Genomic DNA, 13,652 nt, shown 5'->3' with positions numbered 1-13,652 from the left:
GTAGGGACTCGACAAAGAATCAGCGGGGGCCGGTGACCCGGTGAACAGAGACCTTGGATACGCGACGGGGTTACTGTGCAGTTGGGTATCTCCCTGACCTGGGGCGACACAAGGGCTTTTCCGACGGGGGCTAGACCCGCGTCACGCTCTGTGTGGGCAAGCTCACCTCCGGGGAAGGGTCGAAAGGCCGTGTTGCCTATCCCTAAACTCAGCTTGTTTCAAGGAGGGAGCCATCGTGCGCAAGGTGCTCATCGCCAACCGTGGCGAAATCGCTGTCCGCGTTGCTCGGGCCTGCCGGGATGCCGGGATCGCGAGCGTAGCCGTCTACGCCGATCCGGACCGGGACGCCCTGCACGTCCGCGCGGCAGACGAAGCTTTCGCGTTGGGCGGTGACACCCCGGCGGCCAGCTACCTCGACATCTCCAAGGTCCTGCAGGCCGCCGCCGACTCCGGCGCGGACGCCATCCACCCCGGATACGGCTTCCTCTCGGAGAACGCCGACTTCGCCCAGGCCGTCATCGACGCCGGACTGACCTGGATCGGCCCCCCGCCCCAGGCCATCCGCGACCTCGGCGACAAGGTCGCCGCCCGCCACATCGCCCTGCGCGCCGGCGCCCCCCTCGTCGCCGGCACTCCCGACCCCGTCTCCGGAGCCGACGAGGTCGTCGCCTTCGCCCGCGAGCACGGCCTGCCCATCGCCATCAAGGCCGCCTTCGGCGGCGGCGGCCGCGGCCTGAAGGTCGCCCGCACCCTCGAAGAGGTCCCCGAGCTCTACGACTCCGCCGTCCGCGAGGCCGTCGCCGCCTTCGGCCGGGGCGAATGCTTCGTCGAGCAGTACCTCGACAAGCCCCGCCACGTCGAAACCCAGTGCCTCGCCGACTCCCACGGCAACGTCGTCGTCGTCTCCACCCGCGACTGCTCCCTCCAACGCCGCCACCAAAAGCTCGTCGAGGAAGCCCCGGCGCCGTTCCTGACGGAAGCCCAGAACGCCGAGCTGTACGCCGCCTCCAAGGCGATCCTGAAGGAGGCCGGCTACGTCGGCGCCGGCACGGTCGAGTTCCTGGTCTCCGCGGACGGTCTGATCTCCTTCCTGGAGGTCAACACCCGCCTCCAGGTCGAACACCCCGTCACCGAAGAGGTCTCCGGCATCGACCTCGTCCGCGAGATGTTCCGCATCGCCGACGGCGAGGCTCTCGGCTACGACGATCCCGCCCTGCGCGGCCACTCCATCGAGTTCCGCATCAACGGCGAAGACCCCGGCCGCGGCTTCCTGCCCGCCCCCGGCACCGTCACCACCTTCCAACCCCCGAGCGGCCCCGGCGTGCGCCTCGACGCCGGCGTCGAATCCGGCAGCGTGATCGGCCCCGCCTGGGACTCCCTCCTCGCCAAGCTCATCGTCACCGGCGCCACGCGCGAGCAGGCCCTCCAGCGCGCCTCCCGCGCCCTGGAGGAGTTCCGCGTCGAAGGCATGGCCACCGCCATCCCCTTCCACCGCGCCGTGGTCACCGACCCCGCCTTCGCCCCCACCGACGGCACCCCGTTCACCGTCCACACCCGCTGGATCGAGACCGAATTCGTCAACGACATCCCCGCGTTCGTCGCTCCGGCGGCCGAGGACACCGAGGACGAGCCGGGTCGCGAGACCGTCGTGGTCGAGGTGGGCGGCAAGCGCCTGGAGGTCTCCCTGCCGTCCTCGCTGGGCATGACCCTGGCCCGTACGGCCGCCGCCGGCGGTGCCAAGCCCAAGCGTCGCGCCGCCAAGAAGTCCGGACCGGCCGCGTCCGGCGACACCCTGGCGTCCCCGATGCAGGGAACCATCGTCAAGGTCGCCGTCGAGGAGGGCCAGCAGGTCAACGAGGGCGACCTCGTCGTCGTCCTGGAGGCCATGAAGATGGAGCAGCCGCTCAACGCGCACCGCTCCGGCACCATCGTCGGCCTGAACGCCGAGGTCGGCGCCTCCCTCACCTCCGGCGCCACCATCTGCGAGATCAAGGACTGACCCCGCGTCAGCCATACGGCGAAGGCCCCGCCCGGACACCCGGACGGGGCCTTCGCCGTACCGGAGCCCTCTCCGGTCGGGGCCTAGCGTCGTCGCATGTCGGCGACGCGGGCGCGTTCGCCCGCCGCCTGCTGCTCCAGCATCGACGCGGGCGCGGTGCGCAGCCGGTCCGTGGGGCCGCCGCGTCGCTGGACCGGCAGGGGGGACTCCCGCCGGGGCCGGCGTCCCTGTAGACCGTCCCCGGCCGCGCCGCCGGCGTGAGCGCCGCCGGAGGCCGGTGCGGAACCGGCCACGGTGATCTGTACGCCCTGGTCGGCCAGGGCCTGGAGTTCCGTGGCGGCCCGGTCGTCGTGCGCCGGAGGCTCGTCCGTCACCAGCCGCGTCATGACGTCGGTCGGCACGGTCTGGAACATGGTGTCCGTGCCGAGCTTCGTGTGGTCGGCGAGGACCACCACCTCGGCGGCGGCCTGTACCAGCGCCCGGTCGACGCTCGCGGAGAGCATGTTGGAGGTGGACAGACCCCGTTCGGCGGTCAGGCCGCTCCCCGACAGGAAGGCCCGGGAGACCCGCAGCCCCTGGAGGGACTGCTCGGCGCCGCTGCCGACGAGGGCGTAGTTCGAACCGCGCAGGGTCCCGCCGGTCATCACCACCTCCACCCGGTTGGCGTGCGCGAGCGCCTGGGCGACGAGCAGCGAGTTGGTGACGACGGTGAGGCCGGGCACCCGCGCGAGCCGGCGGGCCAGCTCCTGCGTCGTGGTGCCCGCGCCGACGACGACGGCCTCGCCTTCTTCGACGAGGCTCGCCGCGACATCGGCGATGGCGGTCTTCTCCGCCGTGGCGAGATGGGACTTTTGCGGAAAGCCGGACTCCCGCGTGAAACCACCCGGCAAGACCGCACCGCCGTGTCGGCGGTCGAGGAGTCCTTCTGCCTCCAGTGCCCGCACGTCCCGCCGTACGGTCACTTCGGAGGTCTGGACGACGCGGGCGAGCTCACGGAGCGATACCGCACCGTTTGCGCGCACCATTTCGAGGATCAATTGGCGACGTTCTGCAGCGAACACGAAACTGACAGTAACCCGGGCGACCGTCTGCTTTCAGCTCTTTGCGCCGGAATACCGAAGTTGTCCATACGGGAGGGCAACAGGTGGTATACGCGCTGGAGTTGCCGCCCGGGGGGCTCGACCCCCACCCGTCCCTCGAATCGCCATCCGCCCCAACCCCCTTGGGGGGAGGGGCGGTTGAAGGCGGATTACGCCTCGCCGGTGGTCTTGCGCGTGTGGAGCTGGCGGGCCACCTCGGCGATCGAACCGGACAGCGAGGGGTACACGGTGAACGCGTTTGCGATCTGCTCGACGGTCAGGTTGTTGTCGACGGCGATCGAGATCGGGTGGATCAGCTCGCTCGCGCGCGGCGAGACGACCACGCCGCCGACGACGATGCCGGTGCCCGGCCGGCAGAACAGCTTCACGAAGCCGTCCCGGATGCCCTGCATCTTCGCGCGCGGGTTGCGCAGCAGCGGGAGCTTGACGACACGGGCGTCGATCCGGCCCGCGTCCACGTCGGCCTGGGTGTAGCCGACGGTGGCGATCTCGGGGTCGGTGAAGACGTTCGAGGAGACCGTCTTGAGGTTCAGCGGGGCCACCGCGTCGCCGAGGAAGTGGTACATCGCGATGCGGCCCTGCATGGCGGCCACGGAGGCCAGCGCGAAGATGCCGGTCACGTCGCCGGCCGCGTACACGCCGGGCGAGGAGGTGCGGGAGACCTTGTCGGTCCAGATGTGCCCGGACTCCTTGAGCCGGACCCCGGACTCCTCCAGGTTCATGTCGCGGGTGTTCGGGATGGCGCCGACGGCCATCAGGCAGTGCGTGCCGGTGATGACGCGCCCGTCGGAGAGGGTGACCTCGACGCGGTCGCCGACGCGCTTGGCGGACTCGGCGCGCGAGCGCCCGATGACGTTCATGCCGCGGCGGCGGAAGACGTCCTCCAGGACGGCGGCGGCGTCCGGGTCCTCGCCGGGCAGCACGCGGTCGCGGGAGGAGACCAGGGTGACGCGCGAGCCCAGGGCCTGGTACGCGCCGGCGAACTCGGCGCCGGTGACGCCGGAGCCGACGACGATGAGCTCCTCGGGGAGCTCCTCCAGGTCGTAGACCTGGGTCCAGTTCAGGATGCGCTCCCCGTCGGGCATGGCGTCGGGGATCTCGCGGGGGGTGCCGCCGGTGGCGATCAGCACGGCGTCGGCGGTGAGGATGGTCTCGGTGCCGTCGGCGGCGGTGACGATGACGTCCCGGGTGCCGTCGATGCCCTGCGGCCCGCCGAGCTTGCCGCGGCCGCGCATGACGCGGGCGCCGGCGCGGGTCACCGAGGCGGTGATGTCGTGGGACTGGGCGAGCGCGAGGCGCTTGACGCGTCGGTTGACCTTGCCGAGGTCCACGCCGACGACGCGCGCGGCCTGCTCGATGTGGGGGGTGTCGTCGGCGACGACGATGCCGAGTTCCTCGTACGACGAGTCGAAGGTCGTCATGACCTCGGCCGTCGCGATGAGGGTCTTCGAGGGGACGCAGTCGGTGAGGACCGACGCTCCACCCAGACCGTCGCAGTCGACGACGGTCACCTCCGCGCCGAGCTGGGCCCCCACCAGGGCTGCCTCATACCCGCCGGGTCCGCCACCGATGATCACGATCCGGGTCACGAAAAGTCCGCCTCACGTCTACCCGGCCGGCTGCCGCCCCGGCCGGTAATCCGGGGGGTCTCCCCGGGGGATGCATTCCGTCCTCCATTGTCCCGCACGCTTCAAGGTGCTTCGTGCCCGGTCCCGCCATCCGTGGATCGACATCCGCGGGCCGATGTCCGTGGGCCGATGTCCGTGGGCCGGTGTCCGCGGGTCGACCGGGAACGCGGGCCGGGGCGCCCCTCCCGTACCCTCGACCTCATGTCGCTCTACGCCGCGTACGCCGGCAACCTCGACCCGCGGCTGATGACGCGCCGCGCTCCGCATTCGCCGCTGCGCGGCACGGGCTGGATCAACGACTGGCGGCTGACCTTCGGCGGCGAGCAGATGGGCTGGGAGGGCGCGCTCGCCACGATCGTGGAGGCTCCCCGCCAGCAGGTTTTCGTCGCGCTCTACGACATCGCCCCGCTGGACGAGGACTCCATGGACCGCTGGGAGGGCGTCGGGCTGGACATCTACCGCCGGATGCGGATCCGCGTCCACACCCTGGACGGCGAGGAGGCCGCGTGGGTGTACGTACTGAACGGCTACGAGGGCGGTCTGCCCTCCGCGCGCTACCTGGGCGAGATCGCCGACGCCGCCGAGTCGGCGGGCGCCCCGCACGACTACGTGATGGAACTGCGCAAGCGGCCCTGCTGACGGCCGGCGGCCCGGTGGGTCGTAGCGGTGGGTCATAGCGGTGGGTCGTATCCGTCCTCCACGGAACCATTCGGTGGAAACGACAAGGCAACGATCCGAACACCGTGAGCTGTGCCATCTACGCGCGTAGGCGAAGAGCGGCTACCCTCGTCGGCGTGAACGCATCTGTTACCGACCCCTTCGCCGCCGCCGACGCCGCAGCCGCCCGCCTCCGTGAGCTGACGGGCGTGGAGACCCACGACGTCGCCCTCGTCATGGGCTCCGGCTGGGCCCCCGCCGCCGAGGCGCTCGGCGCCCCCGAGTCCGAGTTCCTCGTCACCGAGCTGCCCGGATTCCCGCCCGCCGCCGTCGAGGGCCACGGCGGCAAGATCCGCTCGTACAAGATCGGCGACAAGCGCGCGCTGGTCTTCCTCGGCCGGACCCACTTCTACGAGGGCCGCGGCGTCGCCGCCGTCGCCCACGGTGTCCGCACCGCCGTCGCCGCCGGCTGCAAGACCATCGTCCTGACCAACGGCTGTGGTGGCCTGCGCGAGGGCATGAAGCCCGGCCAGCCGGTCCTGATCAGCGACCACCTGAACCTCACCGCGACCTCGCCGATCGTCGGCGCGAACTTCGTGGACCTCACCGACCTGTACTCGCCGCGCCTGCGCGCGATGTGCAAGGAGATCGACGAGACCCTCGAAGAGGGCGTCTACGTGCAGTTCCCCGGCCCGCACTACGAGACCCCGGCCGAGATCAACATGATCCGCGTCATGGGCGCGGACCTGGTCGGCATGTCCACCGTCCTGGAGGCCATCGCCGCCCGTGAGGCCGGCGCCGAGGTGCTGGGCATCTCCCTGGTCACCAACCTGGCGGCGGGCCTGTCCGGCGAGCCGCTCAACCACGAAGAGGTCCTCCAGGCCGGCCGCGACTCGGCCGCCCGCATGGGCACGCTGCTGACGCAGGTCCTGGCCCGCATCTGATCTGATCGACTTGATCGACTCTGATCGACGACGTACGAGAGGTAAGGCGGAAGCCGTGCAGGAACAGGCACAGGACGACCTGATCACCCGGGCGCAGGCCTGGCTGTCCGAGGACCCCGACCCGGAGACCGCGGCGGAGCTCGCGGCCCTCTTGGACGCGGGCGACACCGCGGAGCTCGCGGACCGCTTCTCGGGCACGCTCCAGTTCGGCACCGCCGGACTGCGCGGCGAGATCGGCGCGGGTCCGATGCGGATGAACCGCGGCGTGGTCATCCGGGCGGCGGCGGGCCTGGCGGCCTACCTGAAGGCGCGGGGGCACGACGGCGGCCTGGTCGTCGTCGGATACGACGCGCGCTACAAGTCGGCGGACTTCGCCCGTGACACGGCGGCCGTGATGATCGGCGCCGGGCTGCGCGCGGCCGTACTCCCCCGCCCCCTCCCGACGCCCGTCCTCGCGTACGCCATAAGGCACCTGGGCGCCGTCGCCGGCGTCGAGGTGACCGCGAGCCACAACCCGCCCCGGGACAACGGCTACAAGGTGTACCTCGGCGACGGCTCGCAGATCGTCTCCCCGGCGGACGCCGAGATCGCGGCGGAGATCGCCAAGGTCACCGCCCTCGCCTCCGTCCCGCGGCCGGAGTCCGGCTGGGAGCAGCTCGGCGACGAGGTCCTGGAGGCCTACCTGGCCCGTACGGACGCCGTCCTGACGCCGGGCTCCCCGCGCGGCGTGCGGACCGTCTACACGGCCATGCACGGCGTCGGCAAGGACGTGGTCATGGCGGCCTTCGCCCGGCACGGCTTCCCGACGCCGGTGTTGGTCGCCGAGCAGGCGGAGCCGGACCCGGCCTTCCCGACGGTGGCGTTCCCCAACCCGGAGGAGCCGGGTGCGATGGACCTGGCCTTCGCGAAGGCCGCCGAGGTGGGTCCGGACATCGTCATCGCGAACGACCCGGACGCCGACCGCTGCGCGGTGGCGGTACCGGACAACGGCGGCTGGCGCATGCTGCGCGGCGACGAGGTGGGCGCGCTGCTGGCGGCGCACCTGGTCCACAAGGGCGCCCGGGGCGTCTTCGCCGAGTCGATCGTCTCCTCCTCCCTCCTGGGGCGGATCGCGCAGGCGGCGGGCGTGGGCCACGAGGAGACCCTGACGGGTTTCAAGTGGATCTCCCGCGTCGAGGGCCTGCGCTACGGCTACGAGGAGGCGCTCGGCTACTGCGTCGACCCCGAGGGCGTCCGCGACAAGGACGGCATCACGGCCGCCCTGCTGGTGGCGGAACTGGCCTCGGTGCTGAAGGAGCAGGGCCGCACCCTGAGCGACCTGCTGGACGACCTGGCGATGGCCCACGGCCTGCACGCCACCGACCAGCTGTCGGTCCGCGTCTCGGACCTGTCGATCATCGCCTCGGCGATGGCGGCGCTGCGGGCGCGCCCGCCGGTGTCCCTGGCGGGCCTGCGCGTCGTCACGGCGGAGGACCTGGCCAAGGGCACGGAGTCGCTCCCGCCCACGGACGGCCTCCGCTACTACCTGGAGGGCGACTACAAGGCCCGCGTGATCGTCCGCCCGTCGGGCACGGAGCCGAAGCTGAAGTGCTACCTGGAGGTCGTGGTCCCGGTGGCCGAAGCCTCCGACCTCACCTCGGCCCGCGCGACGGCCCAGGGCGTCCTGGACTCCCTCAAGAAGGACCTCGCCTCCGCGATGGGCATCTGACCCGGCCCGTCTCCACGCCGGCCCCGGACGGCCCCCTCGGTGCAAGCCACCGAGGGGGCCGTTGCCGTGCGTGGCCCGCGGCGGGGCCGCTATCGGCCCGTCGCCCACCCGGCGCGGGCCCGCTATCACCCCCTCGACCCCCGGGGGCGGGTCGGTGGCTGCCCACCCGCCCCCCCCAGGCGGGACGGTACACACGGCCGGCGCCAAGCCGCGCGGAGCGGGGCAGAGTCCCGGGCCCGTCGACGGCGGTGTTTCGGCAGGCCGGTCTCACAGCGGGTTCGGGGGTTTCCCGTCAGTCCGATCGTCCTTCCGGTTCGTGCCGGCCCGTCAAGAGTGCTCCCTTCGGTCGCGTCGCTACGCGATCGCCTTCGGCGACTCCTGATGCTCGTCGCCGCGCGGCACGTCCTCGGCGAGCTGGAGTCAGCCACCCGCGACCTGCGGGAGATCCGTGACGGCCGGGACCGGCGGGTGCGTTTCACCGCGCGGTGCAGCACCACCTTCCCGTGGCTGCCGCCCGTCCTGCGCGCCTTCCGCGAGCGGGAGCCGGACACCGAGGTGCGGATCGTCACCGTCGCCGACGACGCGCCGATCCCGGCGCTCCTCGCCGACCTCGTCGACGTCGCGCTCGTCACCAAGCCGGACGCGCAGATGGACCGGGTGGAACTGACCCCGCTGTTCGAGGACGAGATGGTGGCCGTGGTGCCCGCCGGACACCGCTGGGCGTCCCGTACGCACGTGACGGCGCGCGACTTCACGGGCGTGGACCTGGTGCTCTACGACGTCTACGACCAGAGCCGCATCCCCTCGGCGCCGCTGCCGCTCCCGCCGGGCGCCCGGCCGGCCCGGATCACCACCATGCCGCTGGTGACCGACCTGGTCATCGAGATGGCGGCGGGCGGGCAGGGCGTGGCGATCCTGCCGAACTGGGCGGCCGCGCCGTACGCGTCCTCCCACGGCGTCGCGCTGGTCCGCATCGGCGCCAAGCCGGCGACCCGCACCTGGTACTGCGCCACCCGCCCCGGCCCCCGCTCACCCCGCCTGGCCGCCTTCGTCGAGGAACTGACGACCCGCCTCACGGGGCCCGCCCGGTAAGGGCTCAGCTCTTCGAGGGCCCCGGCGTCGGCGCGGGGGTGCCGGCCGCGGCATCGGCACCCGTTCCCGGGCGGACCACGTCGCCCAGGGTGGGGACCGCCTCCGGGCGGGAGCGGACCTCGTCGCTGCACTCCCACGCCCGCGGCGGGTCCGCGTCCGGGCCGCCCAGGACCACCGGCCCAGGGCCCTCCGACACCGCGTCGCTGTCCGCCAGCGTGCACACGATCTGCGACAGCGCCACCGGCGGCAGGTCCTCCGGCTTGCGGCTGAGCCGTACCGTCCCGGCCGGGTCCCCCGGGCGCGGCGCGGACGCCGTCAGTCCGGCCGGGACCCCGGTGGTGAAACCGGCGTCCCGCTCCCCCGCCGAGGGCTCCTTCTGGAGCGCCTCCAGCAGCGCCTGCGTCGCCGACACCACGGCGTCCCGCGCCGGCCGCTTCTCCGGTACGGGCACCAACCGCTCCACGCCCACCAGCTGCGATCCGCACACCAGTTCCACCGTGGTCCGGAGGCCCTGCACCCCGCCCTGTCCGGGCGCCGGCTCGTCCGGGTTCTCGCAGGACACCCGGGACGGCGCCGCGCCCACGTCCACCGGGACGGTCGTCGCCCTGATCCCGCACCCCGTCGTCAGCGCGCCGAGGGCGCACAGGCCCACCACGCCCGCCATGGCCCTACGCCTCCACGTCACCGGCGATCACCTTCCCCACGTCGACCGGCAGCCGCAGGGTGAACACGGCCCCGCCCTCGGGCCCGTTCGCGGCCGTGATGTCACCGCCGTGGATGTGCGCGTTCTCCACGGCGATCGACAGGCCGAGCCCGCTGCCGTCCGACTTCGGCCGGGACGCGCTCGCCTTGTAGAAGCGGTCGAAGACGTGCGGCAGCACCTCTTCGGGGATGCCCGGCCCGTTGTCCTTGACCGCGATCACCAGCCACTCGTCCTCCACGACCACCGACACCCGCACCGGCGAGCCGCCGTGCTTGAGCGCGTTGCCGATCAGGTTGGCCAGGATCACGTCCAGCCGGCGCGGGTCGAGCCGGGCCACGATCCCGCGCCCGGCGTCGAGTTCCACCGCGTCGAGCCAGGCACGCGCGTCGATGCAGGCGGTGACCTGGTCGGCGACGTTCACGTCGTCCAGGACCAGGCGTGCCGTCCCCGCGTCGAAGCGGGTGACCTCCATCAGGTTCTCCACCAGGTCGTTCAGCCGTCGCGTCTCGCTCACCACCAGGCCCACGGCCGGTGCGATCATCGGATCGAGGTCGTCGACCTCCTCCTCCAGCACCTCGGCGACCGCCGTCAACGCCGTGAGCGGGGTGCGCAGTTCGTGCGACATGTCGGCGACGAAGCGCCGGCTCGCCTCCTCGCGCGCGCTCATGTCGGCGACCTTCTTCTCCAGCGCCTCCGCCGTCTTGTTGAAGGTGTGCGACAGGTCGGCGAGTTCGTCCGTGCCCGACACGTCCAGCCGGTGGTCCAGCTCGCCCTCGCCCAGCCGGCGCGCCGCCTCGCCGAGCCGCTGCACGGGGCGCAGCACGGTCCGCGCCGCCGCCTGCGCGAGCAGCGCGGAGCACAGAAGCGCCAGGCCGGTGGCGATGGTCAGCGACCAGCCCAGCGCGTTGAGGTCGTCCCGCTCGGTGGCCAGCGACTTGTACATGTAGCCGGTCGGCCCGCCGCCGACGATCCGCGTGCCGCCCACCAGGTACGGGTTGCCCTTCGGCTTCGTCCGCTGCCAGTACATGTGGTACTCGGCGTCGTTGGCGGCGGTCGTCTTCTGCCGGTCGTTGACCGCGTTCTGGAGGGACTTCGGTACGTCGTCCAGCCCGAAGGAGTCCGCGCCGGCCGCGCCGAACACCTCGTGGCCGTCCTTGCGCCGGTGCACCAGCAGCACGCTGTAGCCCGGACTGCTGCCCGCCATCAGCTCGGCGGTGCGCTGGAGCTCCTCCGGCGTCGGCTCGGCGGGCAGCGCCGCGGCCCGGTTCTGCATCTCCTGACGGAAGTCCCCGAGCGCCGCCTCCTGCGTACGGGTCAGCACCGCCTCGCGGTTGAGCCAGTACGCGATCCCGGACGCGGAGACCGCGGCCGTCAGCGCGACCAGGGCGAACACGATGAGCAACCGCAGCCGCAGGCTGGTCCAGCGCCGGCCCGCGAACAGGGCCTTGATCACTGCGGGGAGTCCAAGCGGTAGCCGACACCCCGGACGGTACGGATCAGCGTCGGCGACGAGGGCACTTCCTCGACCTTGGCGCGCAGCCGCTGCACACAGGCGTCGACGAGCCGCGAGTCGCCGAGGTAGTCGTGCTCCCACACCAGGCGCAGCAACTGCTGGCGCGACAGCGCCTGGCCGGGCCGCCGGCTCAGTTCCAGCAGCAGCCGCAGCTCGGTCGGGGTGAGCTGGAGGTCCTCGCCGTTCTTCGTCACCGTCATCGCGGCACGGTCGATGACCAGCGAGCCGAAGACGGCGGAGTCGCTCGCCTCCCGCTCGCCGCGCCGCAGCACGGCCCGGATGCGGGCGTCGAGCACCCGGCCCTGGACGGGCTTGACGACGTAGTCGTCGGCGCCCGACTCCAGGCCCACGACGACATCGATGTCGTCGCTGCGCGCGGTCAGCAGGATGATCGGCAACTGGTCGGTGCGGCGGATCCGCCGACAGACCTCGAAACCGTCGATCCCGGGCAGCATCACATCCAGCACGATCAGGTCCGGCCGCTGCTCGCGCAGCAGTTTCAGGCCGTCCTCGCCCGTCGCCGCGGTGGCCACACGGTGGCCCTGGCGTGACAGGGAAAGTTCGAGGGCCGTGCGGATGGCGTCGTCGTCCTCGATCAGCAACAGGAAAGGCACGCGCTCATTCTGTCCCATCGACCCTTCGGACTTCGACCGTCGGGCGGCGCGGATCCGGCCACGGGTGGCTGTGACAGGCCTGTGACAGTCGAAGGACACCCCGGTTATGTCCGGCGGGCAGGCTTCTGTCATCGAACCAACGGACCGAAGCAGACTCCACGACGGGGGGCGCGAGATGAACACGCTGCACAGCACCACGACCAGCGCGGTTGTCACGCGGCTGCACGATGTGAACCGCCGGGCGGGTGTCCGTACGGTGCCGGTCGCCCGTCCGCGACCGGCGCACGTCACAGCCATTGACGCGAACCAGTACCAGGCGGTTCCCGCACCGCGCACCACGTCCTCCACCTCGGAGGCCGAGTTCACCGCGTACGTACAGGAACGCCGGGCCGCGCTCTACGCGACGGCCTTCCACCTCACCGGCGACCGCCACGAGGCCGAGGACCTGCTCCAGAGCGCGCTGTTCTCCACCTACCGAGCCTGGGACCGCATCAGCGACAAGGCCGCGGTCGGCGGCTACCTGCGCCGCACCATGACGAACCTGCACATCAGCGCGTGGCGTCGGCGCAAGCTCAACGAGTACCCGACCGAGGAACTGCCGGAGACGGCCTCCGACACGGACGCGATGCGCGGCACCGAGCTGCGCGCCGTGCTGTGGCAGGCACTGGCCCGGATCCCGGAGCCGCAGCGCACGATGCTGGTGCTGCGCTACTACGAGGGCCGCACCGACCCGGAGATCGCCGAGATCCTGGGCATCAGCGTCGGCACCGTGAAGTCGAGCATCTGGCGCTCGCTGCGCCGGCTGCGCGACGACGAGGTGCTGAGCTTCGGCCGTGACGAGGCGGAGTCCTTCGGGGAGCTCGTCGCGTAGCCGGAACAGACCACACGGCCAAGGGGGTCCGCCCTACGGGGGTGGGGCGGAGGCCATGGGGGAAAGCGCGGGGTCGACCGGCCAAAGGGGGTCCGGTCGGCCCCGCGCACTCTTGTGTACGGGGCTACGGGCTACACGGCTGCGGCGCGTACGTCGCTACGAGGCGGCCACGCCGGTCGCCGAGCGGTGGCGGCCGGCCGCCGCGGCGGCGAGTCGGCCCAGTGCCTCGTCACGACCGCAGGGATGCGCGCCCAGGCCCACGTGCCGGGCCACGATCCCCCGCTCGGCGCGCATCAGGCGCAGGCCGCGACGCAGCAGGAACAGCAGGGACTTGCGTCCTTCCCGCAGGTCGCGCAGCAGGCGACGGCGGAAGGTGGTCGACGGCCGGCCGCGCAGGCAGATCGCGTCGGCGAGCAGGCCGAGTTCCTGGCAGCGGGCCGCGATGTCGGCGGCGAAGATGCCCTCCGCGATGAACAGCGGGGTGCGCGAGATGTCGAGGGTCTCGGTGCCGGTGCGGGAGCTGGTGGCGATGTCGTAGACCGGGACCTCGGTGCGACCGGAGGCGCACAGTTCGGCGACGGCGGCGACGGCCACGTCGGCGTCCCAGGACAGCGGGGAGTCCCAGTCGATGTCGGAGCTGCCCTCGACCAGCGGGAGGGTCGGGTCCGTCCCCTCCTTGTAGAAGTCGTCGAGGCGCAGTACGGGCAGCCCCGAGCGAGCCGCGAGCGAGGACTTCCCGGACCCCGAGGGGCCGGTCAACAGGACGACACGCGTCGGCAAAGGAGAGGAACAGCTCACGGGACACCAGTGTGCGGCATGAGCG

The 13,652-nt window shown here is 72.2% G+C and carries 12 protein-coding genes; 6 read left to right on the top strand and 6 right to left on the bottom strand.

Features of this window, described 5'->3' with window-relative positions:
• The first annotated feature begins 235 nt into the window (after positions 1–235).
• Positions 236–1,999, top strand: coding sequence for an acetyl/propionyl/methylcrotonyl-CoA carboxylase subunit alpha (locus M4D82_RS20950; RefSeq protein WP_249767495.1), 1,764 nt, complete (start codon positions 236–238; stop codon positions 1,997–1,999).
• An 83-nt stretch (positions 2,000–2,082) separates the two neighbouring features.
• Here M4D82_RS20950 and M4D82_RS20945 read toward each other — a convergent pair whose 3' ends face one another.
• Positions 2,083–3,024 carry a DeoR/GlpR family DNA-binding transcription regulator gene (locus M4D82_RS20945; protein ID WP_249772005.1) on the bottom strand — a complete coding sequence of 314 codons (942 nt, stop codon included), beginning with the start codon at positions 3,022–3,024 and terminating at the stop codon, positions 2,083–2,085.
• A gap of 224 nt (positions 3,025–3,248) precedes the next feature.
• On the bottom strand, positions 3,249–4,688 hold the full coding sequence (locus M4D82_RS20940) for an NAD(P)H-quinone dehydrogenase (protein ID WP_249767494.1): 1,440 nt from the start codon (positions 4,686–4,688) through the stop codon (positions 3,249–3,251).
• Positions 4,689–4,928: 240 nt separating this feature from the next.
• Here M4D82_RS20940 and M4D82_RS20935 point away from each other — a divergent pair, with 240 nt between their 5' ends.
• From M4D82_RS20935 to M4D82_RS20920, 4 genes are all read left to right on the top strand, one after another.
• The gene (locus M4D82_RS20935; protein ID WP_136217134.1) at positions 4,929–5,366 is read left to right on the top strand and encodes a gamma-glutamylcyclotransferase family protein; all 438 of its coding nucleotides are present in this window, start codon (positions 4,929–4,931) and stop codon (positions 5,364–5,366) included.
• 155 nt (positions 5,367–5,521) lie between these two features.
• Positions 5,522–6,328, top strand: a complete 807-nt coding sequence (locus M4D82_RS20930) for a purine-nucleoside phosphorylase (RefSeq protein ID WP_249767493.1) — start codon at positions 5,522–5,524, stop codon at positions 6,326–6,328.
• Positions 6,329–6,383: 55 nt separating this feature from the next.
• Positions 6,384–8,036, top strand: a complete 1,653-nt coding sequence (locus M4D82_RS20925) for a phospho-sugar mutase (RefSeq protein ID WP_249767492.1) — start codon at positions 6,384–6,386, stop codon at positions 8,034–8,036.
• Between the two features lie 381 nt (positions 8,037–8,417).
• On the top strand, positions 8,418–9,128 hold the full coding sequence (locus M4D82_RS20920) for a LysR substrate-binding domain-containing protein (RefSeq protein ID WP_249767491.1): 711 nt from the start codon (positions 8,418–8,420) through the stop codon (positions 9,126–9,128).
• 4 nt (positions 9,129–9,132) lie between these two features.
• On the opposite strand, the gene M4D82_RS20915 is transcribed toward M4D82_RS20920, so the two are convergent.
• The 3 genes from M4D82_RS20915 to afsQ1 are packed head-to-tail and all read right to left on the bottom strand — an operon-like array spanning position 9,133 to position 11,958.
• On the bottom strand, positions 9,133–9,813 hold the full coding sequence (locus M4D82_RS20915; protein ID WP_349637082.1) for a GerMN domain-containing protein: 681 nt from the start codon (positions 9,811–9,813) through the stop codon (positions 9,133–9,135).
• Entirely contained in the window at positions 9,797–11,383 is a 1,587-nt protein-coding gene (locus M4D82_RS20910; protein ID WP_502989079.1) for a sensor histidine kinase, read from the bottom strand. Before M4D82_RS20910 ends, M4D82_RS20915 begins: the two co-directional genes overlap by 17 nt.
• On the bottom strand, positions 11,281–11,958 hold the full coding sequence (gene afsQ1, locus M4D82_RS20905) for a two-component system response regulator AfsQ1 (protein ID WP_180291024.1): 678 nt from the start codon (positions 11,956–11,958) through the stop codon (positions 11,281–11,283). The genes M4D82_RS20910 and afsQ1 overlap by 103 nt, the downstream gene beginning before the upstream one ends.
• Before the next feature lie 175 nt (positions 11,959–12,133).
• On the opposite strand from afsQ1, the gene M4D82_RS20900 reads away from it, so the two are divergent.
• On the top strand, positions 12,134–12,829 hold the full coding sequence (locus M4D82_RS20900) for a SigE family RNA polymerase sigma factor (RefSeq protein ID WP_249767489.1): 696 nt from the start codon (positions 12,134–12,136) through the stop codon (positions 12,827–12,829).
• Positions 12,830–12,985: 156 nt separating this feature from the next.
• Here the strand turns inward: M4D82_RS20900 and M4D82_RS20895 are convergent, their stop codons facing one another.
• Complete coding sequence (locus M4D82_RS20895; protein WP_249767488.1) at positions 12,986–13,627, bottom strand: nucleoside/nucleotide kinase family protein; 642 nt, start codon at positions 13,625–13,627, stop codon at positions 12,986–12,988.
• Positions 13,628–13,652: the final 25 nt, after the last annotated feature.

Source organism: Streptomyces sp. RerS4, assembly GCF_023515955.1.
Classification (GTDB): domain Bacteria; phylum Actinomycetota; class Actinomycetes; order Streptomycetales; family Streptomycetaceae; genus Streptomyces.
Note: the sequence above shows the minus strand (reverse complement) of the source record. Positions and strands in the feature narration are given on the sequence as shown.